We start from the raw sequence: 25,399 nt of genomic DNA, 5'->3' as shown, positions 1-25,399 counted from the left end.
TGCGCGCGGTGCTACCGACGCGTGTGCGCATCGTCCTCGACATCGTCTGCTTCCGCCGGAAAGCGATGCTGACCGAAGCTGAGGATCAGTACGCCCACCGCAAGCAGCACGATGCCGGACGTGGTCATCAGCATTCGCTCGGGACTGTCGGTGGCGCCGCGCAGGATCAGGTCGCGCGCGAGCGACGTCATCGCGATGAACAGCGGAAAGCGCACCGGCAGCCGGCCGAGCCGCAGGTAACGCACGTCCATCGCGAGCACTTCGAGATACAGGAACATCAGCAGCAAGTCCGTCAGCGACACCTCGCCCGCGAGCACGACCTTCCACGCTTCCTGCGTCATCGCGAACGCGGTGGCGAGACCGATCACGATCAGCCCGGCCAGCTCGGCCGCATGGAGGAAGTGTCCGAAGCGGCGGCGAATGCGCTCGGCGGCCCTATCGGCGGAAACAGTGGACGTATTCAACGCGATGACCCATGCAATGGCGTAGACGGCGTAGATGGCGTAGCCGATGCTCCGTCGACACGGCGGATGGTTTCGAGCGGTTGAAAGCCGCCGACAGGCGAATCGTGAACGGTTGCGCACGCATCGATCCGGTCGGTAGCCTGCGCGTCGCCGAGCTTCAAGTTGGACGCCGCGCCAAAAATGCGCATCGCTTCCAGCAGGTTCATCATGATGGTCCTCGTCGGCGGGCGGAGCGAACCTAATCTACTGCACGCGCCCCGCCCGCTCAAGAGCACAGCGCCGCGCGCTACAAGAGTACAGCTGCACGCCCGCTGTGCAAAACCGGACCCCGGTCAATCCATTCGAATGACAGATCGCCGATACGTGTTCCAAAGACCCGCCGAAGCTGCTAGATTGCATGCTCGACGACGTTACGCGGTGCGACGAGGTCACGCGCCGGGCGAACGCGCGGCCCCCGTGCCCGCCCCCTTGCGCGCACGCGTGGAAGCCGCCGCGGTGGCCCGTTGCGCGATGCACGCGCAACGTCCTTCATTCGCATGTCACAAAGAGAACAGTCGCATGGCACAGTCCAACCGTTCGTCTTCGCGCGCCGCGGCATTCGCGGCCCGTCCGTCCCGACATGACTGACCGGCAGGCCGCGATGCAAACCCGCCCCCCGCTCTCCCAGGCCGTTCACAGTCCGATCACGCGTAGCGCGATCTTCCTCGTCGCAACCGTCAATCCGGGCGCCGACCGCGCCGACACGATCCGCGCATGGTGCGGCGACATCGCCGCGCTCGTGCGCTCGGTGGGCAAGCGCGTGCCGGGCGGCAACCTGTCCTGCGTGTGCGGCTTCGGCGCCGACGCATGGGATGCGCTGTTCGGCGATCCGCGCCCCGCGTCACTGCATCCGTTCCGCGAATTCGGCGCCGGCCAGCGTGTCGCGGTCGCGACGCCGGGCGACATCCTGCTGCACATCCGCGCCGAGGCGATGGACCTGTGCTTCGAACTCGCCACCCAACTGCTCGGCGCGCTCGGCGACGCGGTCACGGTCGTCGACGAGGTGCACGGCTTCCGCAACTTCGACCAGCGCGCGATGATCGGCTTCGTCGACGGCACCGAGAACCCGGAAGGCCGCGAGGCGGTCGACTTCACGGTGATCGGCGACGAGGATTCGGCATTCGCGGGCGGCAGCTACGTGATCGTGCAGAAGTACCTGCACGACATGGCCGGCTGGAACGCGCTCGCGGTCGAGACGCAGGAGCGCATCATCGGGCGCACCAAGCTGTCCGACATCGAGCTCGCGCCGGACGTGAAACCGTCGTGCTCGCACAGCTCGCTGACCACGCTCGACGAAGACGGCAAGGAAGTGAAGATCCTGCGCGACAACATGCCGTTCGGGCGCCCCGGCTACGGCGAATTCGGCACCTATTTCATCGGCTACGCGCGCTCGCCGGCGCCGATCGAGCAGATGCTCGAGAACATGTTCGTCGGCCGCCCGCCCGGCAACTACGACCGGCTGCTCGACTACAGCCGCGCGGTCACCGGCTCGCTGTTCTTCGTGCCGTCGGCCGACCTGCTCGAAGCGCTCGCCGATCGCGCCGCACCGGCCGCCGACGCCATCGCCTCGCAGCCGGCACCCACCTCGCCCGAGTCGCGCCGTGACGGCTCGCTGAACATCGGATCGCTGAAAGGAGCCAAAGCCCATGAATAACCTGCACCGCGAACTCGCGCCCGTTTCCGCTGCCGCCTGGGAACAGATCGAGGAGGAAGTGGCGCGCACCTTCAAGCGCTCGGTGGCCGGGCGCCGCGTGGTCGACGTCGAGGGCCCGGCCGGCCCCGCGCTGTCGGCGGTCGGCACCGGGCATCTGCGCGAGGTCGCCGCGCCGCGCGAGCAGGTGAGCGCACGGTTGCGCGAAGTGCGTACGATCGTCGAGCTCACGGTGCCGTTCGAATTGAGTCGCGATGCGATCGACAGCGTCGAGCGCGGCGCGCGCGACGCCGACTGGCAGCCGGCGAAGGACGCCGCGCAACGGCTCGCATTCGCGGAAGACGGCGCGATCTTCGACGGCTACCTGGCCGCGGACATCGTCGGCATCCGCGAAGGTACGTCGAACCGCAAGCTCACGCTGCCGGCCGACGTCGGCGCGTACCCGGACGCGATCAGCGACGCGCTGGAAGCACTGCGGCTCGCCGGCGTCGACGGCCCGTACTCGGTCGTGCTCGGTTCGGATGCCTACACGGCGCTGAGCGAAGCGCGCGACCAGGGCTACCCGGTCCTCGGCCACATCAAGCGCATCGTCAGCGGCGAGATCATCTGGGCGCCGGCGATCAGCGGCGGCTGCGTGCTGTCCACCCGCGGCGGCGACTATGAACTTCACCTCGGCGAAGACGTGTCGATCGGCTACACGAGTCACACCGACAAGGTCGTTCGCCTGTACCTGCGCGAAACGTTCACGTTCCTGATGCTGACGAGCGAGGCATCGGTGGCCGTGGCGCCGCAGGCCACCGCGGCGACCTGACGTCCCGCCCGCGCGCGATGCCTGCCGGGCATCGCGTGCACCGGCCGCGTTGCCGGCCGCACGTTCGTCGTCGCCGAACCATCCTGAATGGAGGCGTGAAATGAGCGAATCGAATGACGCATTACAGGCGCTGCAGGCGTCGGTCGACAGCCTGAAGCAGGCCGTCGACGCGAACGCGAGCCGCCACGCCGGCGACACCGCCGTGCTCTTCACCGTGGTAGCGCTAATGCTGGCCGAGCTGCCGCCCGACACCCGCAACCTGATCGAGGATTCATTCTCCGTCTGGGCCAATGATCTGCAGGATGCAGCCCTGTCATCCGCCGTGAAGCAGATCGCACGACAGCGACTTGCGATGACGCTCTCCGACTGACCCCGCTTCGCCGCGATGCGCGCCCACGTGCGCGCATCGCACGCCGCCACCTTTTCGTATCCCGCACGCCGCACCCGCGTGCACGCTCGTCTGTACTCCTTGCATCTCCCGAGCACATGCATGTGAGGGTGCAATTCGCGGCCGCGCCGATGCGGAACTGTGTCTTGGAGGCCCGGGGCCGATTCGCTATTTTGAACGCAGTCGAAGTAATGCCGCGGGCTCCGCGAAGCGCCGGCGTTGCTGGCGTCGAACGCGGCCGGTCGCCGTACCGGTGCGTGCTGCGCGAGGGCACGGCCTCGGCATGCGCGCAACCGGTCGCGAAGGCATTCGGCAAGACGTCGTCCGGTGCGAGGATGGACGCGCACTGAAACCCGACGGGCCCGGATGCACGGGCCCGCATGACCGGCTCCGTCCGCCGGACGGAGTCGCCCCACGCCGCGACGCGGCGCAACCCGAGCCACCCCGCAGCGGGTCCGGCTCATGGAGATTCACATGACAAATCGACGCGAAGTGCCAGGCATCAGGAAGTACGATGGGCCCGCCGGCGGTTGGGGCGCGCTTCGCGCGACAGCCGAGGCCGTGCGCACGCAAATGGAAACCATCGAGGCGCCGATCGTGCTGATGCGGACCAACCAGCCCGACGGCTTCGACTGCCCCGGCTGCGCGTGGCCCGACAAGGAACACAAGTCGACGTTCCAGTTCTGCGAGAACGGCGCGAAGGCCGTCACGTGGGAAGCGACGACCAAGCGCGTCACCCCCGAGTTCTTCGCGGCGAACACGGTGTCGTCGCTGCTGCGGCTGTCCGACTACGAGCTGGAGAACATGGGCCGGCTCACGCATCCGCTCGTCTACGATCGCGCGACCGACACGTTCCGCGCAGTCGAATGGGACGACGCATTCGCGCGCATCGGCGAGGTGCTGCGCGCGCTGCCGCCCGAGCAGGTCGAGTTCTATACGTCGGGCCGCGCGTCGAACGAAGCCGCATACCTGTATCAGCTCTTCGCGCGCGAGCTCGGCACCAACAATTTCCCCGACTGCTCGAACATGTGCCACGAGCCGACCAGCGTCGGCCTGCCGCAGTCGATCGGAATCGGCAAGGGCACGGTGTCGCTGGAGGATTTCGACCACTGCGAACTGATCATCTCCATCGGCCACAACCCCGGCACGAACCACCCGCGAATGATGGGCACGCTGCACGAGTGCTCGCGCCGCAACGTCCCGATCATCGTGTTCAACCCGCTGCGCGAGCGCGCGCTCGAACGCTTCGCGGATCCGCAGGACATGATCGAGATGGCGTCGTTCGGCTCGACACGCATCGCTTCGACGTACTATCAGGTCGACGCGGGCGGCGACGCCGCCGCGCTGAAAGGCATCATGAAGGCGCTGCTGCGGCTCGAGGCCGAGCGCGGCGACGTGCTCGACCGCGACTTCATCGCGCAGCACACCGACGGCTTCGACGCGTTCTCCGCCGACCTCCAGGCGACGTCGTGGGACGACATCGAGCGCGCGAGCGGCCTGAGCCAGGCGCAGCTCGAACAGGTCGCGCTCGCCTACGCGAAGTCGAACGCGACGATCGTCACGTACGGGATGGGCGTCACGCAGCACAACAAGGGCACGGCGACCGTGCGCCTGATCGCCGACCTGCTGCTGATGCGCGGCAACTTCGGCAAGCCCGGTGCAGGCATATGCCCGCTGCGCGGCCACTCCAACGTGCAGGGCAACCGCACCGTCGGCATCACCGAGAAGCCGTCGGCCGAATTCCTGCAGAAGATCGAGGACGTGTGCGGCTTCAAGCCGCCCGCGCATCACGGGCACGACGCGGTGCAGGCGATGCAGGCCATGATCGACGGCCAGGCCAAGGCGCTGCTGTGCCTCGGCGGCAACTTCGCGGTCGCGCTGCCCGATCCCGAGCTGTCGTTCCCCGCGATGGCGAAGCTCGATCTGAGCGTGCATCTCGGCACGAAGCTGAACCGCTCGCATCTGCTCGTGGCGAAGGAAACCTACATCCTGCCTGTGCTCGGCCGCACCGAGCTCGACATGCAGGCGAGCGGCCGGCAGTCGATCACCGTCGAGGATTCGATGTCGATGGTCCATGCATCGGCCGGCAAGCTCAAGCCGGCGTCCGACCAGTTGCGCTCGGAGCCCGCGATCGTCGCCGGAATCGCGCATGCGACGCTGCCGAACAGCAAGGTCGCATGGCTCGACCTGATCGCCGACTACGACCGCATCCGCGACCTGATCGATCGCACGGTGCCCGGCTTCGAGGCGTTCAACGAACGGATCCGCACGCCGGGCGGCTTCCGCCTGCCGCTGCCGCCCACCGAGCGCGTGTGGCCCACGCCGACCGGCAAGGCGACTTTCTCGGTCTACAAGGGCGTGAAGGAAGACGCCGACGTGCTCGGCGCAGAGCAGGTGCTGCGGCTGATCACGCTGCGCAGCCACGATCAGTACAACACGACGATCTACGGGCTCGACGACCGCTATCGCGGCGTGTTCGGGCGGCGCGACGTGCTGTTCATGAACGCGGCCGATCTCGCGAAGTACGGGCTCGAACACGGCGACCTCGTCGACGTCGAGACGATCACCGCATCCGGCCGCACGCTGCGTCTCGAGAAGATCACCGCGATCGAATACGACATCGCGCCGGGGTCGGTCGGCGCGTATTACCCGGAAGCGAACGTGCTCGTGCCGCTCGACTACATCGACAAGGAAAGCGGCACGCCGTCGTACAAGTCGGTGCCGGTGCGGGTCGCGCGTTCCGCGGGCGTGTGATTCGCGGAGCGGGCGAGGTTGCGATGTCCGGTACGACATGCCGCGCGCCTGAACCTGCTCGCCGCCCCTCTTCCCCGTCTCCCGGCCGCCGCGTCGCATCCGATGCGGCGGCCGCTTCCTTTCGTCACGTCGAGAGACGATCCGTTTACCGCGCCGCCGACGACGGCAGTTGCGCGCCCGTCTGCCGGCGCCGGTACGCGCTGTCGCGCGTCGCGAGCCAGTAGTACAGCGGCGACGTCAGCACCAGCCCGACGAGCCACGACAGGTCGGCGCCGCCAAGATGCGCGGGAATCGGGCCCGCATACATCGGCGTGTTCATGAACGGGATCTGCACGACGATCCCGATTGCATATGCGAGCAGCGCCTGCGGATTGAAGCGGCCATACACGCCGCCGTCCGCCATGAAGATCGACTGAATGTCGTACTTGCCCTTGTGGATCACATAGAAGTCGATCAGGTTGATCGCCGTCCACGGCACCAGCACGACGAGCAGCGCGAGCACGAGATCGACGAGATTGCCGACGAAGTTCGTCGACGCGCCGATCGCCGCGTAGCAGCATGCGACGAAGATCACCACCGACACCACCGCGCGCGTCTTCGCGGTCGGAATCCACTTGTACGCGAAGGTCTGCACCGACGTGATGACGGCGAGCACCGCGCCATACAGGTTCAGCGCGTTGTGGCTGATCACGCTCAGCAGGAACAGCACCAGCATCAGCGGGCCGAGCGGGCCGGTCGCCTGCTTGACCGCATCCATCGTGTCCGCGCCGGCCGGCACCGCGAGCACCGCGACCGCGCCGAAGATGAACGCGAGCGTCGAGCCGATCGTGCAGCCGAGATAGGTCGCCCAGAACGTCGACGCGACGCCGACGTCCTCCGGCAGGTAACGCGAATAGTCAGACACGTACGGCGCGAACGCGATCTGCCACAACGCGGACAGCGACACCGTCGCCAGCCACCCGGCGAAGTCGAAGCCGCCGCGTGTGAGGAAATCGGCGGTGCTCACGTGCGACAGGATCATCCAGAAGCCGACCACGATACCGATGCCGAGCACCCACGTGCCGATCCGGTTCAGGATGTGGATGAACCGGTAGCCGACGATCCCGATCAGCCCGGAACCCACCGCGCCGATCACGATGCCGACGGGCACCGGCACCGACGACGCGATGCCGTGCACCGACTTGCCGGCCAGCACGATGTTCGATGCGAAGAAGCCGACGTACATCACCGCCGCGATCACCGTGACCAGCAGCGCGCCCCATGATCCGAACTGCGCGCGGCTCTGGATCATCTGCGGGATGCCCATCTGCGGCCCCTGCGCCGAATGCAGCGCCATCAGCACGCCGCCGACCGCCTGACCGACGACGATCGCGACGATCGCCCACATCAGGTTCAGGTGAAACATCTGCACGCCGAGCGCGCCGGTCACGATCGGCAGCGGCGCGATATTGCCGCCGAACCAGAGCGTAAACAGGTCGCGCACCTTGCCGTGGCGTTCTGCGGGCGGCACGTAGCCGATCGTGTGTTTCTCTATCATGGGGGACGCGTTGCGGTCCGCGGTCGTCATGGCGAAGTCTCCTGTCCTGCGCGGCGATGCGCGCGTGCCGTGTCAGCCGGCGCGCGCCGAAGCGTGCGCCTGCAATCGGGTCCGGATACGCTGGCGGCGGTCCGCCGCGCGCATGCGCGCTTTTGTCGCGATCCGGATTGGAGACGATGGTGCGCCACGCATGCGGCGCCCGGAAATTACTAAAAATATTTCCGAGACATACGAAAAAGCTCTGCAGCGGAAATGTCGGCGCCGATTTTCTTCAGGTAAGGTGCTACCCGAAACGATGGACCGATTACGCGCTCCGGCGCCGCATGTGCGCCGGGGCCGAGTATCAGGGGTGCCTGTGGCTCACTACACTTTGCGGCAACTGAAATATTTCGTGACGACGGTGGAATCCGGCAGCGTCGCCGAGGCGTCGCGCCAGCTCTTCATCGCGCAGCCGTCGATCTCCAGCGCGATCAAGGGGCTCGAGGAAAGCTTCGGCGTGAAGCTGTTCATCCGTCATCACGCGCAGGGCGTGTCGCTGACGCCATCCGGCACGCGCTTCTACCGGAAGGCGCAGGAACTGCTGCGCATCGCGCACGAATTCGAACAGAACGCGCTCGCCGACAACGACGTGATCACCGGGCAGATCGACATCGGCTGCTTCGAGACCGTCGCGCCGCTCTATCTGCCGCAACTGATCGCGGGTTTTCGGGAGCGCTATCCGGGCGTCAACATCCGGCTGCGCGACGGCGACCAGCAGGAGCTCGTGCAGGGCCTGACGGCCGGCACCTTCGATCTCGCGTTCCTTTACGACCACGATCTCGACGGTACGATCGAAACCGAGCCGCTGATGCCGCCGCAGCAGCCATACGTGCTGCTGCCGGAGAACCACCGGTTCGCGGGCCAGTCGCACGTGTCGCTGCACGACCTCAGCGTCGAGCCGATGATTCTCCTCGACGTGCTGCCGAGCCGCACGTACTTCGTCAGCCTGTTTCGCGAGCTCGGGCTCACGCCGAACATCGTGTTCGCTTCGCCGTCGATCGAAATGGTGCGCGGCATGGTCGGCCAGGGATTCGGCTTCTCGCTGCTCGTCACGCGGCCGCACTCCGAATACACGTACGATGGCCGGCGCGTCGTGACGATCGCCCTCAGCGAAACGGTGAGTCCGTCTGGGCTCGTGAGCGCGCGGTTGAAGCGCGGTCAGCTGACGAAGCAGGCGCAGTCGTTCGTCGAGTTCTGCCGCGAGCGGCTGGCGCAGATCGTCGCGGAATCGGTGCGATAGGAAGAAAAAGCGCACACACCGCGGAACGGCGGTGTGCGAGTCGTGGCATGCCGCTCCGCGGCCGGATCAATCCCCCGAAGCGAGATACGCCGCGAGACGGCCCAGCATCGCGTCGCATCCGTGCAGTTGCTCGACCGTGACGAACTCGTCGGGCTTGTGCCCCTGGTCCATGCTGCCCGGCCCGCATACCACGGTCGGAATACCGGCCTGCCCGAACAGGCCGCCCTCGGTGCCGAACGCGACCGTGCCGAACGCGTCGGAGCCGCTCAGCATCGCGAGCAGCCGCGCGGCTTCGCTGTCCGGCGACGTCGCGAGCCCCGGATACGCACCGAGCGGCTGCAGTCGGATATCGGTATCAGGCTGCACCGCGCGCATCTTCGGCAACAGTTCGGATTCCGCATAATCCTGCAGCTTTCTCGGGACTTCATATGCGTCGAACGCCGGCAGCGCCCGCACCTCGAAGTCGAATTCGCATTCGGCCGGCACGATGTTCAGCGCACGGCCGCCCTTGATCAACCCGGCCTGCACGGTCGAGAAGGGCGGATCGAAGCGGCTGTCGTGATGCTCGGGCCGCGCGAGCGCCACGCCGATCTCGCCGAGCCGGCCGATCAGCTTCGCCGCGTAATCGATCGCGTTGACGCCGAGCGGCGCGTACGCCGAGTGACACGCGGCGCCCTTCACGTGGCAGCGCATCGCGAGCTTGCCCTTGTGACCGAGCACCGGCTTCAGTTCGGTCGGCTCGCCGATCAGGCACAGGCGCGGCCGGTGCTCGCGCGCGGCCAGCGCATCGAGCATCGGCCGCACGCCGAGACAGCCGACTTCCTCGTCATACGAAAACGCGAGATGCACCGGCAAGCGCAGCGGCCGCGCGACGAACGCCGGCACGGCCGCGAGCACCGACGCGATGAAGCCCTTCATGTCGGCCGTGCCGCGCCCGTACAGCCGGCCGTCGCGCTCGGTCAGCCGGAACGGCTCGACCGTCCACGCCTGCCCGTCGACCGGCACCACGTCGGTATGGCCCGACAGCGCGATGCCGCCGCGATCGCGCGGCCCGATCGTCGCGTACAGGCTCGCCTTCGTGCGTTCCGCGTTATAGAACAGCTCGCTCGAGACGCCGAGGCCGTCGAGGTAATTGCCGATGAATTCGATCATCGCCAGATTCGAATCGCGGCTGACCGTCGCGAAGCCGATCAACCGTTCGAGCAATGCGCGGCTCGACGTGTCACTCATCGCCCGGCACTCCGTAGCTCGGCGCGGCAGTCGGGTTCAGCGCGCGTGTCTGGTAATCCTGCATCTGCGGGCGATACGCGTGCCACAGCGCATCCAGTTGCCCGATCGGATCGGCATCGGCCCAGTCGACGCGCAGGTCGACGATCGGCCAGGTCACGTCGCCGACCACCTTCAGTGCCGCCGAATGCACCGGTCCGGCCTCGCCGCCCGCCGCGATCGCCGCGTGCATCGCGGCCAGCAGGCGGTCGGCCAGCAGCCCGGGCGACTGCTCGAACGCACGCGCCATCGCGTCGATCACGCCCCGCGCGGCCAGCAAATTGCCCGCCGCCACGCATTGCACGCCCTCAACCGCATGGTGCGTGCCGAGCGCCTCCTTGCCGGTGAAGCACGCGGTCTGCCCCTGTCCGTCGATCACCGTGACCTGCCGGTACTGGCTCCAGCCGTTCGCGCTGAGCGCGCGGTCGAGCGCGGCCGCCGGTGCGAGCTGCCGGTGCTCGATCAGGTCGAGGATCTGCGGGCCGAGCGCCGGCAGCGTGACGTTCTGCGTGGCGACCGCGCCGACGCCCGCGCGCACCCACGGGCAGCGCGCGCCCACCGCGATGCTCGACGAGCTGATCGCGATACCGAGCTGCCCCGTTTCCGGGCAGCGCCCGACGATGGAGAAAGTCATGTCGCCTCCTATGCGCGGTTCGGCTGCCAGTTGTCCGGGATCACCGCGATCACGTCGATCTCCATCAGCCACTGCGGCTGGCCGAGCGCCGAGACGACGAGCCCCGTCGAAATCGGGTAGACGCCTTTCAGCCATTTGCCGACTTCCTGGTACACGGGCTCGCGATATCGCGGGTCGATCAGGTAGGTCGTCGTCTTCACGATGTGCGTGATGTCGCTGCCGGCTTCCTCGAGCAACTGCTTCACGTTCTTCATCGCCTGCTCGGCCTGCGCGCGCGGATCGCCGAGGCCGATCAGGTTGCCGTCGAAATCGGTGCCGACCTGGCCGCGCACGTAGACGGTGTTGCCGGCGCGTACGGCCTGGCACAGGTCGTTGTCGAGCGTCTGGTTCGGGTAGGTACCCTTCGTGTTGAACATGCGGATACGGGTGTGGGTAGGCTGGCTCATCGAGGTCCTTCGATTGATGGTGGGTTCGCCCGCCGCGCCGGGAGCAGTCGCGGCAGGGTTCCGGTTGTAGCGGGGTCGCCGCGTCCGGGCGCCTTGCCGGGCGCGGAACGTGATGCGAGCGCGTATCAGCCGATCGCGCCGACCAGCGGGCGCGCATCGGCCTGCGCCGGGTGCGACGTGTCCTCGTGCCCGGTGCGCGTTTGCGCGCGGCGTTGCGACGCGTCGTGATAGTCGAGGTACTTGCGCTGCGTGACGATGTGGTCGGCGATGTGTTTCGCGTCATGCCACACGCCCCAGATGAAGCTGGAGCCGCGCCGCGACAGCCACGGCAGGCCGAGGAAATAGATCCCCGGCTCCTTCGACACGCCGCGCTGGTGCTGCGGCTTGCCGTTCGCGGCGAACGCGTCGACGTTCAGCCAGCCGTAGTCGACCGCGTAGCCCGTCGCCCAGACGATCGACGTGACGCCGGCGCCGGCCAGGTCGAGCGCGAGGATCGGCTGCGTGACGCAATCCGGATTCGACAGGATGCGGCGGGCGTCAGGCTCTTCGGGCAGGTCGAGGCCGTTGCGCGCCGCGTACGCGTCGGCCGCATCGAGCAGCGCCAGGTAGTTCTCGTCGCCGCGGGAGAGATTGATCGCGAGATCACGCTCGAACACCGCGACGCCGCCGTCGAACGCCTTCGTCAGCCCCACGAGCGTCACGCCCTGGTGCGCGAGGGCGCGGAAATCGACCGTGTGGCCTCCGCGCGCGCCGCTCACCGCGATCGTCACGTGTTCGCGTCCGGGCGTCGCGACTTCCTTGTCCCATTCGCCGAGCACGCCGAGCCACCAGCAGAAGTCACGGCCGCGATACGCGCGCGGCGGGCGGTCATGCGGGCCGACCGACAGATAGACCTGCCGGCCCGCGCGCTGCAGCTCGTCGGCGATCTGCACGCCCGACGAACCCGCGCCGACCACCAGCGCCGCGCCATCTGGCAATTGCGCCGGGTTGCGATAATCGGCCGAGTGGATTTGCATGAGGCCGGCATCGTCCGGCGCGATCGGCGGGATGACCGGGCGCTGGAACGGGCCCGTCGCGACGACCACGCGGTTCGCCTCGATCGTGCCGTCCGAGGTGTCGACGATGAAACCCGGCTTGCCCGTGTTGCGCACGACGTTCTTCACTTCGACGCCGGTGCGGATCGGCGCATTGAACTTGCGCGCATAGGCTTCGAAGTAGTCGGCGACCTGGTCCTTCGATGCGAACGCATCGGGATCGAGGCCGTCGAATTCGAGCCCCGGAAAACGGTCGTGCCACGCGGGGCCGTTCGCGACCAGCGAATCCCAGCGCCCGGTGCGCCAGCGCTCGGCGATGCGGTCGCGCTCCAGCACGAGATGCGGCACGCCGAGCTTGCCCAGGTGCTCGCTCATGGCCACGCCGGCCTGGCCGGCCCCGACGACCAGCGTATCGATTGAGGTTGTTTCCACTGCCACGGCTGTCTCCTTGAAGTGCGGCTCGCTGCGACGCTCGTGTCGTTGTGCGAGCGGGAATGGAGACATTCTGCTGACAGGCCCGCGTGGGCGAAATGATGTTTTTTGTGGTTGTTGACGAGAAAAAAACTGTCCCAACGCAGCCCCGGACTGAACGCCAAGGCGTCGATCGCGGTCATGCCGGGTGCCATGACGAGCGACATCACCGCAAATTCGAGCGCGACCCGACAGAAGCCCGAACCAGTACGCGTGCCGTGCCGCTTCGACGCCTGTCCCGACAATTCTTGACTGTGTCCATATCGCCAAACTGGTAGGATGCCCGTCACCTGGAATGGACGGCAGCCAAACAGCGTTCAACTGTCCCTTTTTTGACCGCAACCTGCCAGCCCCGCCGCCCCGTCCAGACGACACGGTTCCCCAACCGCACCCAGCCCCCGTTGAACCCCGCAACACCACGGCGCCCCCACCCGGCCCCGTTGCAGCAACCGTTGGAGTGGCGCACGTTGCGCCTGCAAGTAATGAAGAAACTGAAGCAGCACATCCGCACCCTGAGCGATATGGACAGCACGCCGCTGGCACGCGTCTGCGCGCTGCTGCTGATGGCCGGCCTGCTGTACCTGCTGTGGCCGTCGGCCGAAACCGCCTACCTCGCAATGGAGTCGGTCATACGCTGATGCGCACGCCCGCCCCCACGCTACGCTATACTCGCGCAATGGAAACCAAACCTGCCTCGCCGAACGTGCATCGCTGGTGGCGCGCCTGACCCAGGCGGCCCGTTTCCTTTTGCATGTCCCGAACGTGATGCCGCCAGCCATGGCGGCATTGTCGTTTCTGCGCTCACGTCATGGCTGGTGGCTTCGATAACCCGGAGCCAATCCACACCATGACGCACCCGACCCGACCGACCATCCTCACCGGCGACCGCACGACCGGCCCGCTGCATCTCGGCCATTACATCGGCTCGCTGCGCGCTCGCGTGCAGATGCAGCACGAAGCGACGCAGTTCCTGCTGCTCGCCGACACGCAGGCGCTGACCGACAACATGGGCCGCCGCCAGCGCGTCACCGAGAACGTGATCGAGGTCGCGCTCGACTACCTGGCCGTCGGCATCGATCCGGCGATCTCGACGATCGTCGTCCAGTCGCAGGTGCCCGAGCTCGCCGAGCTGTCGCAATACCTGCTCAACCTCGTGACGGTCGCGCGCCTCGAGCGCAATCCGACCATCAAGGAAGAGATCCGCCTGCGCGGCTTCGAGCGTGACATCCCGGCCGGCTTCCTGACCTACCCCGTCAGCCAGGCCGCCGACATCACCGCGTTCAAGGCGACGCACGTGCCGGTCGGCGACGACCAGCTACCGATGATCGAGCAGACCAACGAACTCGTGCGCCGCTTCAACGCGACGGTCGACAAGCCGGTGCTGGTGGAATGCGAGGCCGTGCTGTCGGCGGTCACGCGGCTGCCGGGCATCGACGGCAAGGCGAAGATGAGCAAGTCGCTCGGCAACGCAATCACGCTCGGCTCGACGCCCGACGAGATCGCGCAGGCCGTGAAGGACATGTACACGGACCCGAACCACCTGCGTGTGAACGATCCGGGCCAGGTCGAAGGCAACGTCGTGTTCACGTTCCTCGACGCGTTCGAGCCCGACGTGCAGAAAGTCGACGAACTGAAGGCGCACTATCGCCGTGGCGGCCTCGGCGACAGCGTCGTCAAACGCGTGCTGAACGAACGACTGCAGGCGCTGATCGAGCCGATCCGCGCGCGTCGTCGCGAATTCGAGGCGGACAAGGCGGAGGTGATGGCGATCCTGAAGCACGGCACGATGCATGCGCGCGAGGTGGCCGGCGCGACGCTGGCCGAGGTGAAGGGCGCGATGGGGCTGACGTACTTCGATTGAGCGGCGCGCGCAGCAAACGCGGCCGGGCGGCGAGGCGCGGCGGCATGCCGGCGCCGCGCTTGTCCGCTACCCGCCGGCACAACGCCGTGCCGCTGGCGATCGGTCGTCGGCGAGTGCCGTCACGACCGCCCGTGCGCCGATGGCGCAGCGTGGCACACGGCCTCGATCCGGTTGCCGGCCGGATCGACGACAAAGGCCGCATAGTAGTCGGCGTGATAGTGCGGCCTCAAGCCGGGGTCGCCGTCGGGCCGCCCGCCCGCGGACAGCGCGGCCTCGAAAAATGCATGCACCTGCTGGCGGGAAGCCGCCTTGAAACACCAGTGTCGCTTGCTCGTCCCGATTTCGGCGGGATCCAGATAAATTGCGAGGAAGGTCGATGCGGTGTCGGTGGCACTGCAACGTTCGCCGTAACCGAGCGCGGTGCCGCGGTCATAAACCTTGGTCGCGCCCAGCGCAGCCATGACACCGTCGTAGAACGGGCGGGCCTGGTCGATGTCCGGAACGCCGATGGACACGTGGTCAAGAAGTTGCATGATGTTGGCTCCATTGAACGAGCACGAGTCTACACAAACTTCCTGAATCCACCCCGCCGATGTCGTCTGCGACGCGCGTCGCGGTGCCGCTTACGTGATCTGATACGTCGATGCCGGCACGAACTCCTCCGGCATCGCGCGATCGCCCAGCTCGAGCACCGACCGTTCGATCGTGCGTGCCATCGCATCGAGCGCCAGCGCATTCGGCGCAAGCCCGAACGGCTCCGCGACCTCGTTCGCAATCGCTTCGAGCGCGATCAGCGTGTACGAGATGAACACGCAAATCAGCGGCGTGAAGAATTCCGTCGAATCGACGAGACCGAACGGCAGCAGCACGCAATAAGCGTAGACGGTGCGATGCAGCAGCACGCTGTACGAGAACGGGATCGGTGTCGTCAGGATGCGCTCGCAGCCGCCCACCGCCTTGCCCAACTCCGCCAGTTGCGCATCGAACATCCAGCACGTAGCTTCGCTGCCCGGCGCGCGACCCAGCGCGCGGACGATTCCGCCGCGCAGGTCATCGAGAATCGCGACGGGCTGGTAGCACTTGTGCGCGAATGCGGCGGCCCGCTCGGCGCCGAGGATGCGCTGAAGGTCCTGCTCGGGATCGGTATGCCGCAGCTGATGCTTCAATGCATACGTGAACGCGATCAGCATATCCGCGAGCTGGTTGCGCTCCGCGTCGCCGACGCTGTCGGGCAGGTAGCGCCGCAGCTGCGACGTGACGGTGCGCGCCGCGATCAGCAAATTGCCCCACAGAAGCCGCGCCTCCTTGAAGCGCTCGAAACTCGCGTTGTTGCGAAATGCGAGGAAGATCGCGAGTGCCAGCCCGAACAGCGTGAACGGCGCGGTATTCAGCGGAATCTTCTCGCCGAAGATGCGCCCGTTCGTGAAGACCGCCAGCGTGCTGACGATCGCCATGAACACGAGTTGCGGAATGATCGACTGCAGCACGGAGCCGTTCCATACGAACAGCATCCTGAGCCAGTTTTGTCGTGGTCTGACGATCATGGTGTTGTCTCGACTGCCGATGAAATACGCCATGCGGATCGCCGCCGCCCGATGTGCAGCGGCCCGCGTGTGGCGGGCCGCTGTCCGGTCGTTACCGGGCCGGGTGACGCGATTCACCGCGCTTGCGCGTGATGATACGCCCGCGCACGCTCTGCCCCGTCACAGAGGCGCGCCGGTCAGTGATAACCGGCGTCGCCCTCGCGCACCTTGCCGCGGAACACACGGTACTGCATCGCGTTGTACACGAGGATGACCGGCAGCACGATCACGGTGCCGACGAGCGCGAACAGCTGGCTCGAATGGCTCGACGACGCGTCCCAGATCGTCAGCGACGGCGGCACGATGTTCGGCCAGATGCTGATCACGAGGCCGGTGTAGCCGAGGAACACGAGCGCGAGCGTCAGCAGGAACGGCGTCGCCTCGTGCTCGCGCTTCACCGTGTGGAAGATGCCCCACACGCACGCGACGACGAGGATCGGCACCGGCAGGAACCAGCCGAGGTTGCCGCTGCCGAACCAGCGATGCGCGACGGCCGGCAGCCCGATCACGGTCCACAGGCTGACCACGCCCATCACCGCGAGCAGCACGCCCGCGAGCGGCTTCATCAGCATGCGCATCTTGCGCTGCAGTTCGCCGTCGACCTTCAGGATCAGCCAGCCGCAGCCGAGCGTCGCATAGGTGACGAGCACGCCGATCCCGCAGAACAGGCTGAACGGCGACAGCCAGTCGAACGGCTCGCCCGCGAACTCGTTGTTCACGATCCGGATGCCCTGCAGCAGCGAACCGAGCGTGATCCCCTGGCAGAACGCGGCCAGCGCGGAGCCGCCGATGAACGCGAGATCCCACAGGTGCTGCGTGCGGTTCGCCTTCGCACGCAATTCGAACGCGGCGCCGCGGAAGATCAGTCCGACCACCATCAGGATCAGCGGCAGGTAGTTCGCCGGCAGCAGCGTCGAGTAGACGACCGGAAACGCGCCGTACAGGCCCGCGCCGCCGAGCACGAGAAAGGTCTCGTTGCCGTCCCATACCGGCGCGACGGTATTCAGCATGACTTCGCGTTCGGCCTTCGCGTCGAAGAACGGAAACAGCAGGCCGATGCCGAGATCGAAACCGTCGAGCATCACGTAGATGAACACGCCGAGGCCGATGATCGCGGCCCACACGACAGGAAGATCGATGTGCATGGCTTACTCCGCTTCGGTGACGTTCAGCGGCGTGGACAGCGCGCTCTTGCGCAGCCCCGGATGCCGGTGCAGCTCGATGTATCCGGCCTGGGCGGCCGGCCCGCGCTTCATCAGTTTCATCATGTAGTAGATCCCCGTTCCGAACACCAGGAAATACACGACCACGAAGATCAGCAGCGACACGCCGACCTGCTGCGCGCTGAGCGGCGCGACCGAATCGACGGTGCGCAGCACGCCGTATACAGTCCACGGCTGCCGCCCGACCTCGGTCGTGATCCACCCGGCCAGCAGCGCGACGATGCCCGACGGCCCCATGCACACGACGAACCACTGGAACCAGCGCGTTTCATACAGGCGCCCGCCCTTTCTCAGCAGCAGGCCGAGCAGCGCGGTAAGCAGCATCAGCATCCCGAGGCCAGCCATGATCCGGAAGGTCCAGAACACGATCGGCGAATACGGGCGATCCTGCGCCGGGAATTCCTTCAGCCCGCGAATCTCGCCGTCCCAGCTGTGCGTGAGGATCAGGCTGCCGAGGTGCGGTATCTGAATCGCATAGCGCGTCGTCTCGGCCTGCATGTCGGGCAGACCGACGAGGTTCAGCGCGGTGCCGCCCTTCTCGGTTTCCCACAGCCCCTCGATCGCCGCGATCTTCGCCGGCTGGTATTCGCGCGTGTTCAACCCGTGCGCATCGCCGACGACGATCTGGATCGGTGCGAGCAGCAGCAGCATCCACAACGCCATCGAGAAGCTGCGCTTCACCGGCTCGTCGCGGCGCCCCTTCAGCAGGTGCCACGCACCGCACGCGGCGACGATGAAGCCCGCGACGATGAACGCGGCGATCGTCATGTGCACGAGGCGATACGGGAACGACGGGTTGAAGATGACCTTGAACCAGTCGACCGGCACGACGAGACCGTTCTCGATCCTGTAGCCCTGCGGCGTCTGCATGAAGCTGTTCGACGCGAGGATCCAGAACGTCGAGATCAGCGTGCCGACCGCGACCATCAGCGTCGCGAAGAAATGCGCACGCGGGCTGACGCGCTGCCAGCCGAACAGCATCACGCCGAGAAAGCCGGCCTCGAGGAAGAAGGCAGTCAGGACTTCGTAAGTGAGCAGCGGGCCGGTGATGTTGCCCGCGACGCGCGAGAAGCCCGCCCAGTTCGTGCCGAACTCGTACGCCATCACGACGCCGGAGACGACGCCCATCCCGAAGCCGATCGCGAAGATCTTCGACCAGAACTGGAACATGGATTTATAGGCGGCGTCGCCGGTGATGAGATAGCGCCATTCCAGCACCGCCAGGAAGCTTGCCATGCCGATGCTGATCGCCGGAAACACGATGTGGAACGACACCGTGAACGCGAATTGCAATCGGGCGAGATGGAACGCATCGAAGATTTCCATGACCGTAATTTGCTCGTGGTTGTGAGAACGTCAGCTCGAAGCAGGAAATCGCGCGACGGCTTCGCGACGGCACGTGCAGACATGGACGGATCGCGGGGCACGGCAACGAAGCGTGAATGACGATATCGCGTTTCCGACGATACTCGCAATCGCGCAGACGTGCGCTGAAACTGTGCTCTCCCGGGGGCCGAAGATGTGTGTACGGAAAATCCGTTGCGGGGCCGCGAGGCCCTCAGCTGTACTGCTTTCCGCATTGCGACGCTGTGCATCCGCGTCACGGCCGAACGCCCGTACCATCGGCTCGTGGCCTGCCGGTGGCGAGCCGGCGCGACACCGCGCACCGCCCCGACGCAGAATTCGCGCCCATCGCTCGGCCCACGCGCCGGGCGATCCCCCTGGAGAAAACAGCATGCATCCCAGCGACCGCCCCGACGATCCGGCCGGGAGCCGCGCGTGTCACGTGACGCGTCATCGTGCCGGCGAAGCACGGGACACAGTCGATCGCGTCGTCGACGAAACGCCGGTTGCACTCGTGTTCAACGGCATCGCGCACACGGTGATGATGGCGACGCCGATCGACCTCGACGCACTCGGCCTCGGTTTCGCGCTGAGCGAAGGAATCGTCGAGCGCGCGTCGGACGTCTTCGACATCGAAAGCGAATGCCGGCCCGGCAGCGCCGAAGTACGGCTCACCGTATCGCAGCAGGCATTCATGGCGCTGAAGGCGCACCGGCGCGCGCTCGCCGGCCGCACCGGCTGCGGCGTCTGCGGGATCGAAAGCATCGCGCAGCTCGACCTTCATCCACCGCGCATCGCGGCCGCGGGTGCGGCAGCCGGCATCGACGCCGACGCCGTCGCGCGCGCAGCCCGCGCGTTGCCGGAGCAGCAGCCGCTGATGCGCGCCACCGGCGGCATCCATGCGGCCGCCTGGTGCGATCGCGACGGCGCCGTGCTGGAAGTCTTCGAGGACGTCGGCCGCCACAACGCGCTCGACAAGCTGATCGGCCACCTCGCGCGGCGCCGCGCCGACCTGAGCGCCGGCTTCGTGTTCCTGTCGAGCCGCGCGAGCTACGAGCTCGTGCGCAAGGCGGCACGCGTCGGCATTCCGATGATCGCGACGATCTCGGCACCGACGTCGCTCGCGATCGACGTCGCGCACGAAGCCGGCATGCGGCTGCTCGGCTTCTGCCGCAACGACGGCTTCGTCGGATACGTGTCGCCCGACGCGCTCACGCTACCCGAACGAGCGCGTGCGCAACCGCATGCGCTCACCGCTTGATGAAAACTCTGACCGATTTCGATACCGCCCAACGGCAATTCGCCGCCGCATTCGCGTCGCCGCATGCGGCCATCTCCATTCCAGTCGCGCAGGCGGCCGGCCACGTGCTTGCCACGCCGCTCGCCGCCGCGCTCGACCAGCCGCCCGCCGACCAGAGCGCGATGGACGGCTATGCGGTCCGTCATGCCGACCTCGAACACGGTGAACCGCTGCGCGTCGCGCAGCGCTGCTACGCGGGCGACGCGCCGTCGCCGCTGGCACCGCGCACGGCAGCGCGGATCTTTACCGGCAGCCTGATTCCGCCCGGTGCCGATACCGTCGTGATGCAGGAGCACGCGTGCGAACAGGACGGTCGCGTCACGTTCGACGCACCGCCTCGCAGCGGATCGCATATCCGCCGCCGCGGCGAGGAAGTGCGCGCGGGCGACCTGCTGATGCCGGCCGGTGTGCGGCTCGGCGCGATGCACGTCGGCGTCGCCGCCGCGCAGGGTTGCGCGCGCATCGACGTGCGGCCGCCGCTGCGAGTCGGCATCCTGACGACCGGCGACGAACTCGTCCCGTGCGGCGAGCCGCGTGCGCCCCAGCAGATCTACAACAGCAACGCGCCGATGCTCGCGGCTCTGGTATCGGGAACCGGTGCCGGCGTCACCGCGAGCGAACACGCCGCCGACATGCCAGCCGCCGTCGATCAGGCATTGCGCGAAATGGCCGCGCGCTGCGATCTGGTCGTCTGCGTCGGCGGCGCATCGGTCGGCGACAAGGACTTGCTGCGCCCCGCGCTGACCGCGCTCGGCGCATCGTTCGTGGTGTCGGGTGTACGGATGAAACCGGGCAAGCCCGTCGCGCTCGCGCGGCTCGACGAACGGCCCGTGGTGCTGCTGCCCGGCAATCCGGGCGCGGCGATGATCGCATTCGCGCTGTTCGTCGCGCCGCTGATCCGCTGTCTGCAGGGGCGCGACGACTGCCTGCCGGCCGCACCGTCGCTGCCGATCGACATCGACGTCGAACCGGATGCCCAGCGCGAACGCTTCGTGCGCGTGCGCCGCACCATCGACGCCAGCGGCGCGCCCGTCCTCGACACGCTGCGGCAGCAAGGCGCCGGCGCGCTGCAATCGCTGGTGCAGGCGAGCGGGCTCGCACGGCTGCCGGCCGGTCGACGCATCGCGCGCGGCGACGCCGTCCCGTATTACGATTTCGCGCACTGGCTCGCGTGAGCACGAACGTGAGCAAGCGTCGGCTCGTCGTGCCCACCTTTCGCGCATCCAGGACGACGAACTGTATTCCTGCATTTCGGTCGCGATTGTGTCTCTGCCGATCGAATCCAGCGACCTATCCTCACGATGAGGCTCGTCACGCCCCGTGCGCCGACACTTCGGCACACGCACGGCTGACCGGCGACGCCGTTCCGCTCAATTCATGCAGGCAGACGAATCCATCGTGAATGCCATCGCTTCCGCGCCGGCCACCGCCGCAACCGGCGGCGCATCGCCCGGCGTCTTCTCCCGCCCGCTCGACATGTTCGCGCGGCCGCTGCGCGATCTGCGGCTGTCCGTCATCGATCAGTGCAACTTCCGCTGCGGCTACTGCATGCCGCGCGACAGCTTCGGTGCCGACTATGCGTTCATGCCGTCGTCCGAGCGGCTGTCGTTCGCGCAACTCGAAAAGATCGCGCGCGCGTTCGTTTCGCTCGGCGTCGAGAAGATCCGCCTCACCGGCGGCGAGCCGCTGCTGCGCCGCAACCTCGAAGTGCTGATCGAACGGCTCGCGACGCTGACGACCGTAGACGGCCGGCCCATCGAAATCGCGCTGACGACCAACGGTTCGCTGCTCGCCGCCAAGGCACGCACGCTGCGCGATGCGGGCCTGTCGCGCGTGACCGTGAGTCTCGATGCGCTCGACGATGCCGTATTCCGTCGGATGACCGACACCGACGTGCCCGTGGCGCGCGTGCTGGCCGGCATCGAGGCCGCGCAGGCGGCCGGGCTCACGCCCGTGAAGGTCAATGCGGTGATCGAGCGCGGCGCGAACGACGACCAGATCCTGCCGCTCGCGCGCCACTTCCGTCATAGCGGCGTGGCCGTGCGCTTCATCGAATACATGGACGTCGGCGGCGCGAGCGCATGGTCCGGCGACAAGGTCGTGCCGGCCGCGCGGATGTGCGAACTCATCGAAGCGAGCTATCCGCTCGTGCTCGTCGGCGAACCGGGACACGACGCCACCGCGATCCGCTGCCGGCACATCGACGGCGCGGGCGAGGTCGGTTTCATCGCGAGCGTGTCGCATCCGTTCTGCGGCACGTGCTCGCGCGCCCGCGTGTCGGCCGACGGCCAGCTCTATACGTGCCTGTTCGCGATGCAGGGCACCGACCTGCGGCCGTGGCTCAACGATGCCGCATCGATCGACCGTCTCGCCGACACCGTTCGCGCACGCTGGGTGCGGCGCGACGACCGCTATTCCGAACGGCGGACCACGCGTACGGCCCGGCCGTCGGGCAAGACCTATCCGACCGTGCGCATGTCGCTCGTCGGCGGCTGACGGGCTACCGCGCGAAGCGGAGCGAACCGCCTACTGGAGAACCGCCATGACCAGTTTCACCGAATCCCGTGCCGCGTCATCCGACGATCCGCCGCGTGACGGCGGACAGTCCGGCACCGCCGACCCGCATACCGAGCGGCCGCCGGCGATCGCAGCCGGCTTCGAGGTGCGTGTGCAGTACACGGCGATCGACGCTGGCGCGGAGATCGCGCCGGTCGTTCGCAATCCGAATGTCGGCGCGGTCGTGAATTTCCTCGGCGTCGTGCGCAACGAAGGCGACGTCGACGACGTGGTCGCGCTGGAAGTCGAGCACTATCCCACGATGACCGAGCAGGCGCTCTGGAGCATCGTCGAAGAGGCCAGCGCGCGGTGGCGGCTCGAGGCGGTCAAGGTCGTGCATCGCGTCGGGCGCATTCCGCTCGGCCATGCAGTCGTGATCGTCGTGGTGGCCGCCGCGCACCGCGCACCGGCGTTCGATGCGTGTGAATTCATCATGGACTTCCTGAAGACGCATGCGCCGTTCTGGAAGAAGGAGATCCGGCACGACGGCGTGGCCGGCTGGGTCGAGCCGAAGGCGCATGACGATCAGGCGATGCGTCGATGGGGATGAACGTGCCGGCCGACGCCGTTCCGATTCCGCCGATTCCACCGATCTCGCTCGGGACATCGTAATGAAACTGACGATCAAATACTTTGCGAGCATTCGCGAACAACTGCATACCGACGAGGAAATCGTCGAGATCGATGCGCATGACCTCACCGTCGACACGCTGCGCGCCGCGCTCGCAGCACGCGACGCGCGCAGTGGCGAAGCGCTGCGGCTGGACCGGCCCGTGCGCGCGGCCGTGAACCTCGAGATGGTGACCGGCGGATTCGTCGTACGGGAAGATAGCGAGGTGGCGTTCTTTCCGCCGGTGACCGGCGGGTGACGCGTTCACATCCAGCGGCGACTGACGGACCGTAGCCGCTCGACGCGCGACGGGTTGGCTAATGGAGCCCGCCAAGAAAATCCGGCACCGGATGATCGATCGAAGCGAGATAACCCGCCATCGCACCGGCCACGTTCCGCACGGCCGGACGCGCGGTCATCCGTTCGCGCCAGGTGAGCAGGTTCGGCGTCTCCGCCGTCATCGGCGCGCCCTTGCGCGCGCCGAACAACTGCGCCATGTAGAACGCGATGTCGGCGTACGAATAGGTGCCGGCAAGGAACTCCCGGTCCGCCAGCACGCGTTCCATGCGTCGATAGTATTGCCGCGCTTCGTCGCGTGCGGCCTGTGCCGCGGGATGATCCGGCGTCTCTTCGAGTCCCATCAGCCGGATCACATGCGGAAAGTAGACTTCGTCGCTGCAGTGCTCGAGCTGGCGCGCCACCGCGCGCGCTTTCGGCTGCGCCGGCCAAAGCGCGGGATCGGGCTTCAGGTCTTCCAGGTACTCGAAGATCTGCGTGGAATCGAAAATCTCCAGATCGCCGTCGATCAGCACCGGCACCTGACGCTTCGGATTGATGCGCAAGACGTCCGGATGCTTCGGGTCGTAGCCGCGCTGCTGGCTGAACGGCACCAGCACGCGCTCGAAGGCGATGCCCTTCTCGTGCGCCGCGATCTCGACTTTCGCGCCGAACATGCTCAGCGGACCGGTCATGATTTTCATGTATCGCTCTCCTCGTCGGGTTTCGCGCAGCGGCACTCACGTGAGCACCGCCCGCGTGTCGGCAAGCCCGCGCCCGACTCCGTTGCGCGCAAGCCGATCGCGGATGTGTCCGATCATAGATCCGATAACATGACATCCTGTGTCACGTATTCCGGATGAGGTGCCACACATGAAAGCCAGCCGGCTGTTGTCGATCATGATGATGCTGCAGGCGCGAGGCCGCATGACCGCGCCGGCGCTGGCCGCCGCGCTGGAAGTGTCCGAGCGGACGATCCTGCGAGATATCGACCAACTGTCGACGGCCGGCGTGCCGATCTGGGGCGATCGCGGACGCAACGGCGGCTTTCAGTTGCAGGACGGCTGGCGCACCGATCTCACGGGGCTGACCGAGCAGGAGGCACATGCGTTGATTCTGGCCGGTCTGCCGGGGCCGGCGGGAGAGCTCGGGCTCGACGGGATGGCCGCGTCCGCGCGGCTGAAGATGATCGCCAGCCTGCCGCCGCACTCGCGCGAGCACGCCGATCGTGTCGCGAGCCGGCTGCATGTCGATACCGTGGATTGGTATCGGGCGCAGGAAACACCGGCGCTTCTGCGTGAAGTCGCCGAGGCCGTGTGGCAGTCGCAGCGGATCGAGGTGACGTACGAGAGCTGGCACGGTGTGTCGCGCCGCGCACTCGATCCGCTCGGGCTGGTGCTCAAGGGCGGTGCGTGGTACGTGGTGGCGAAGGTCGCCGGCAAGCGCGATGCGCTGACTTTTCGGCTCGCGAACATTCGGGAACTCGCGGCGTCGCGCCGGCGATTCAAGCGGCCCGCGCGGTTCGATCTGGCCCGGCACTGGCGTGATGCGATGAGCAGGTATGAGGCGGAGCTTTACCGGTTGAGCGCGCACGTCGCGGTGTCGGCGCGCGCAGAGAGCTGGCTGATCAATGCGCGCGTCAAGGTCGCGCCTGTCTCGGATAGCGCCGACGGCACCGCGATTCCGCCGGGATGGAAGGAATTCCTGATGCCGATCGAATCGATCGAGCACGGTGCGCGGAAGCTGCTCGGATATGGTGCGGAATTGAAAGTGCTCGGGCCGCGGGAACTCGTGGTTCGATTGACTGACGAGCTCGCCGCTACGAAGGCGCTGTACTGATCCGCGTCGCCGACGAGCGACGACGCTACAACA

The 25,399-nt window shown here is 67.1% G+C and carries 25 protein-coding genes; 13 read left to right on the top strand and 12 right to left on the bottom strand.

Features of this window, described 5'->3' with window-relative positions; translation table 11 throughout:
• Positions 1–11 precede the first annotated feature (11 nt).
• Together ACV22W_RS06850 and ACV22W_RS06845 are read right to left on the bottom strand one after the other, a co-directional pair.
• Positions 12–464 carry a phosphate-starvation-inducible protein PsiE gene (locus ACV22W_RS06850; protein WP_448018495.1) on the bottom strand — a complete coding sequence of 151 codons (453 nt, stop codon included), beginning with the start codon at positions 462–464 and terminating at the stop codon, positions 12–14.
• Positions 461–673 carry a hypothetical protein gene (locus ACV22W_RS06845; protein ID WP_448018494.1) on the bottom strand — a complete coding sequence of 71 codons (213 nt, stop codon included), beginning with the start codon at positions 671–673 and terminating at the stop codon, positions 461–463. The genes ACV22W_RS06850 and ACV22W_RS06845 overlap by 4 nt, the downstream gene beginning before the upstream one ends.
• A 410-nt stretch (positions 674–1,083) precedes the next feature.
• On the opposite strand from ACV22W_RS06845, the gene ACV22W_RS06840 reads away from it, so the two are divergent.
• The 4 genes from ACV22W_RS06840 to ACV22W_RS06825 all read left to right on the top strand — a co-directional run bounded on the left by ACV22W_RS06840 (position 1,084) and on the right by ACV22W_RS06825 (position 6,107).
• A complete protein-coding gene (locus ACV22W_RS06840; RefSeq protein ID WP_448018493.1) occupies positions 1,084–2,157 on the top strand; it encodes a Dyp-type peroxidase in 1,074 nt (357 codons plus the stop codon).
• Entirely contained in the window at positions 2,150–2,965 is an 816-nt protein-coding gene (locus ACV22W_RS06835; protein ID WP_223963448.1) for a family 1 encapsulin nanocompartment shell protein, read from the top strand. The genes ACV22W_RS06840 and ACV22W_RS06835 overlap by 8 nt, the downstream gene beginning before the upstream one ends.
• Before the next feature lie 100 nt (positions 2,966–3,065).
• On the top strand, positions 3,066–3,335 hold the full coding sequence (locus ACV22W_RS06830) for a hypothetical protein (protein ID WP_059537134.1): 270 nt from the start codon (positions 3,066–3,068) through the stop codon (positions 3,333–3,335).
• 492 nt (positions 3,336–3,827) lie between these two features.
• Positions 3,828–6,107 carry an FdhF/YdeP family oxidoreductase gene (locus tag ACV22W_RS06825; protein WP_448018492.1) on the top strand — a complete coding sequence of 760 codons (2,280 nt, stop codon included), beginning with the start codon at positions 3,828–3,830 and terminating at the stop codon, positions 6,105–6,107.
• Positions 6,108–6,252: 145 nt separating this feature from the next.
• On the opposite strand, the gene ACV22W_RS06820 is transcribed toward ACV22W_RS06825, so the two are convergent.
• On the bottom strand, positions 6,253–7,674 hold the full coding sequence (locus tag ACV22W_RS06820) for a purine-cytosine permease family protein (protein WP_448018491.1): 1,422 nt from the start codon (positions 7,672–7,674) through the stop codon (positions 6,253–6,255).
• Positions 7,675–7,999: 325 nt separating this feature from the next.
• Here ACV22W_RS06820 and ACV22W_RS06815 point away from each other — a divergent pair, with 325 nt between their 5' ends.
• Positions 8,000–8,923, top strand: coding sequence for a LysR family transcriptional regulator (locus tag ACV22W_RS06815; RefSeq protein ID WP_448018490.1), 924 nt, complete (start codon positions 8,000–8,002; stop codon positions 8,921–8,923).
• A gap of 66 nt (positions 8,924–8,989) precedes the next feature.
• On the opposite strand, the gene argE is transcribed toward ACV22W_RS06815, so the two are convergent.
• From argE to ACV22W_RS06795, 4 genes are all read right to left on the bottom strand, one after another.
• Positions 8,990–10,153, bottom strand: coding sequence for an acetylornithine deacetylase (gene argE / locus ACV22W_RS06810; protein ID WP_448018489.1), 1,164 nt, complete (start codon positions 10,151–10,153; stop codon positions 8,990–8,992).
• Positions 10,146–10,823, bottom strand: a complete 678-nt coding sequence (locus tag ACV22W_RS06805) for a DUF1028 domain-containing protein (RefSeq protein ID WP_448018488.1) — start codon at positions 10,821–10,823, stop codon at positions 10,146–10,148. Before ACV22W_RS06805 ends, argE begins: the two co-directional genes overlap by 8 nt.
• A gap of 8 nt (positions 10,824–10,831) precedes the next feature.
• On the bottom strand, positions 10,832–11,269 hold the full coding sequence (locus ACV22W_RS06800) for a RidA family protein (RefSeq protein ID WP_448018487.1): 438 nt from the start codon (positions 11,267–11,269) through the stop codon (positions 10,832–10,834).
• Positions 11,270–11,394: 125 nt separating this feature from the next.
• Positions 11,395–12,741 carry a flavin-containing monooxygenase gene (locus tag ACV22W_RS06795; RefSeq protein WP_448018486.1) on the bottom strand — a complete coding sequence of 449 codons (1,347 nt, stop codon included), beginning with the start codon at positions 12,739–12,741 and terminating at the stop codon, positions 11,395–11,397.
• Between the two features lie 500 nt (positions 12,742–13,241).
• Between ACV22W_RS06795 and ACV22W_RS06790 the strand changes: the two genes are divergently transcribed.
• Both ACV22W_RS06790 and trpS read left to right on the top strand, forming a co-directional pair.
• On the top strand, positions 13,242–13,412 hold the full coding sequence (locus ACV22W_RS06790) for a hypothetical protein (RefSeq protein WP_448018746.1): 171 nt from the start codon (positions 13,242–13,244) through the stop codon (positions 13,410–13,412).
• Positions 13,413–13,621: 209 nt separating this feature from the next.
• On the top strand, positions 13,622–14,635 hold the full coding sequence (gene trpS, locus ACV22W_RS06785) for a tryptophan--tRNA ligase (RefSeq protein WP_448018485.1): 1,014 nt from the start codon (positions 13,622–13,624) through the stop codon (positions 14,633–14,635).
• A 119-nt stretch (positions 14,636–14,754) separates the two neighbouring features.
• On the opposite strand, the gene ACV22W_RS06780 is transcribed toward trpS, so the two are convergent.
• From ACV22W_RS06780 to ACV22W_RS06765, 4 genes are all read right to left on the bottom strand, one after another.
• On the bottom strand, positions 14,755–15,168 hold the full coding sequence (locus tag ACV22W_RS06780) for a VOC family protein (RefSeq protein ID WP_448018484.1): 414 nt from the start codon (positions 15,166–15,168) through the stop codon (positions 14,755–14,757).
• Between the two features lie 90 nt (positions 15,169–15,258).
• Positions 15,259–16,179 (bottom strand): bestrophin family protein, encoded by a 921-nt coding sequence (locus ACV22W_RS06775; RefSeq protein ID WP_448018483.1) that lies wholly within the window; start codon positions 16,177–16,179, stop codon positions 15,259–15,261.
• A 176-nt stretch (positions 16,180–16,355) separates the two neighbouring features.
• Positions 16,356–17,363 carry a cytochrome d ubiquinol oxidase subunit II gene (cydB, locus tag ACV22W_RS06770; protein ID WP_448018482.1) on the bottom strand — a complete coding sequence of 336 codons (1,008 nt, stop codon included), beginning with the start codon at positions 17,361–17,363 and terminating at the stop codon, positions 16,356–16,358.
• Between the two features lie 3 nt (positions 17,364–17,366).
• Positions 17,367–18,767 carry a cytochrome ubiquinol oxidase subunit I gene (locus ACV22W_RS06765; RefSeq protein ID WP_448018481.1) on the bottom strand — a complete coding sequence of 467 codons (1,401 nt, stop codon included), beginning with the start codon at positions 18,765–18,767 and terminating at the stop codon, positions 17,367–17,369.
• Between the two features lie 409 nt (positions 18,768–19,176).
• Here ACV22W_RS06765 and fdhD point away from each other — a divergent pair, with 409 nt between their 5' ends.
• The 5 genes from fdhD to moaD all read left to right on the top strand — a co-directional run bounded on the left by fdhD (position 19,177) and on the right by moaD (position 23,510).
• Positions 19,177–20,046 (top strand): formate dehydrogenase accessory sulfurtransferase FdhD, encoded by an 870-nt coding sequence (gene fdhD / locus ACV22W_RS06760; protein ID WP_448018480.1) that lies wholly within the window; start codon positions 19,177–19,179, stop codon positions 20,044–20,046.
• Complete coding sequence (locus ACV22W_RS06755; RefSeq protein ID WP_448018479.1) at positions 20,046–21,260, top strand: molybdopterin molybdotransferase MoeA; 1,215 nt, start codon at positions 20,046–20,048, stop codon at positions 21,258–21,260. The genes fdhD and ACV22W_RS06755 overlap by 1 nt, the downstream gene beginning before the upstream one ends.
• 202 nt (positions 21,261–21,462) lie before the next feature.
• The gene (moaA, locus tag ACV22W_RS06750; protein ID WP_448018478.1) at positions 21,463–22,581 is read left to right on the top strand and encodes a GTP 3',8-cyclase MoaA; all 1,119 of its coding nucleotides are present in this window, start codon (positions 21,463–21,465) and stop codon (positions 22,579–22,581) included.
• 46 nt (positions 22,582–22,627) lie between these two features.
• Positions 22,628–23,191 (top strand): molybdenum cofactor biosynthesis protein MoaE, encoded by a 564-nt coding sequence (locus ACV22W_RS06745; RefSeq protein WP_448018477.1) that lies wholly within the window; start codon positions 22,628–22,630, stop codon positions 23,189–23,191.
• Between the two features lie 61 nt (positions 23,192–23,252).
• Positions 23,253–23,510 (top strand): molybdopterin converting factor subunit 1, encoded by a 258-nt coding sequence (moaD, locus tag ACV22W_RS06740; protein WP_448018476.1) that lies wholly within the window; start codon positions 23,253–23,255, stop codon positions 23,508–23,510.
• A 58-nt stretch (positions 23,511–23,568) separates the two neighbouring features.
• Here the strand turns inward: moaD and ACV22W_RS06735 are convergent, their stop codons facing one another.
• Positions 23,569–24,231: a glutathione S-transferase family protein gene (locus ACV22W_RS06735; protein WP_448018475.1), complete on the bottom strand. Its 663-nt coding sequence runs from the start codon at positions 24,229–24,231 to the stop codon at positions 23,569–23,571.
• 169 nt (positions 24,232–24,400) lie between these two features.
• Here ACV22W_RS06735 and ACV22W_RS06730 point away from each other — a divergent pair, with 169 nt between their 5' ends.
• On the top strand, positions 24,401–25,366 hold the full coding sequence (locus ACV22W_RS06730) for a helix-turn-helix transcriptional regulator (protein WP_448018474.1): 966 nt from the start codon (positions 24,401–24,403) through the stop codon (positions 25,364–25,366).
• Positions 25,367–25,399 lie beyond the last annotated feature (33 nt).

It is taken from the genome of Burkholderia sp. AW49-1 (genome assembly GCF_053427845.1).
Note: the sequence above shows the minus strand (reverse complement) of the source record. Positions and strands in the feature narration are given on the sequence as shown.

Coding starts and splice junctions, on each gene's coding strand:
- moaA (WP_448018478.1), top strand. CDS start 21,463: ATGCAGGCAGACGAATCCATCGTGAATGCCATCGCTTCCGCGCCGGCC.
- ACV22W_RS06765 (WP_448018481.1), bottom strand. CDS start 18,767: ATGGAAATCTTCGATGCGTTCCATCTCGCCCGATTGCAATTCGCGTTC.
- ACV22W_RS06805 (WP_448018488.1), bottom strand. CDS start 10,823: ATGACTTTCTCCATCGTCGGGCGCTGCCCGGAAACGGGGCAGCTCGGT.
- ACV22W_RS06820 (WP_448018491.1), bottom strand. CDS start 7,674: ATGACGACCGCGGACCGCAACGCGTCCCCCATGATAGAGAAACACACG.
- ACV22W_RS06800 (WP_448018487.1), bottom strand. CDS start 11,269: ATGAGCCAGCCTACCCACACCCGTATCCGCATGTTCAACACGAAGGGT.
- moaD (WP_448018476.1), top strand. CDS start 23,253: ATGAAACTGACGATCAAATACTTTGCGAGCATTCGCGAACAACTGCAT.
- ACV22W_RS06755 (WP_448018479.1), top strand. CDS start 20,046: ATGAAAACTCTGACCGATTTCGATACCGCCCAACGGCAATTCGCCGCC.
- ACV22W_RS06835 (WP_223963448.1), top strand. CDS start 2,150: ATGAATAACCTGCACCGCGAACTCGCGCCCGTTTCCGCTGCCGCCTGG.
- ACV22W_RS06780 (WP_448018484.1), bottom strand. CDS start 15,168: ATGCAACTTCTTGACCACGTGTCCATCGGCGTTCCGGACATCGACCAG.
- ACV22W_RS06845 (WP_448018494.1), bottom strand. CDS start 673: ATGATGAACCTGCTGGAAGCGATGCGCATTTTTGGCGCGGCGTCCAAC.
- argE (WP_448018489.1), bottom strand. CDS start 10,153: ATGAGTGACACGTCGAGCCGCGCATTGCTCGAACGGTTGATCGGCTTC.
- ACV22W_RS06775 (WP_448018483.1), bottom strand. CDS start 16,179: ATGATCGTCAGACCACGACAAAACTGGCTCAGGATGCTGTTCGTATGG.
- trpS (WP_448018485.1), top strand. CDS start 13,622: ATGACGCACCCGACCCGACCGACCATCCTCACCGGCGACCGCACGACC.
- ACV22W_RS06745 (WP_448018477.1), top strand. CDS start 22,628: ATGACCAGTTTCACCGAATCCCGTGCCGCGTCATCCGACGATCCGCCG.
- ACV22W_RS06735 (WP_448018475.1), bottom strand. CDS start 24,231: ATGAAAATCATGACCGGTCCGCTGAGCATGTTCGGCGCGAAAGTCGAG.
- ACV22W_RS06730 (WP_448018474.1), top strand. CDS start 24,401: ATGAAAGCCAGCCGGCTGTTGTCGATCATGATGATGCTGCAGGCGCGA.
- ACV22W_RS06840 (WP_448018493.1), top strand. CDS start 1,084: ATGACTGACCGGCAGGCCGCGATGCAAACCCGCCCCCCGCTCTCCCAG.
- ACV22W_RS06830 (WP_059537134.1), top strand. CDS start 3,066: ATGAGCGAATCGAATGACGCATTACAGGCGCTGCAGGCGTCGGTCGAC.
- ACV22W_RS06825 (WP_448018492.1), top strand. CDS start 3,828: ATGACAAATCGACGCGAAGTGCCAGGCATCAGGAAGTACGATGGGCCC.
- cydB (WP_448018482.1), bottom strand. CDS start 17,363: ATGCACATCGATCTTCCTGTCGTGTGGGCCGCGATCATCGGCCTCGGC.
- fdhD (WP_448018480.1), top strand. CDS start 19,177: ATGCATCCCAGCGACCGCCCCGACGATCCGGCCGGGAGCCGCGCGTGT.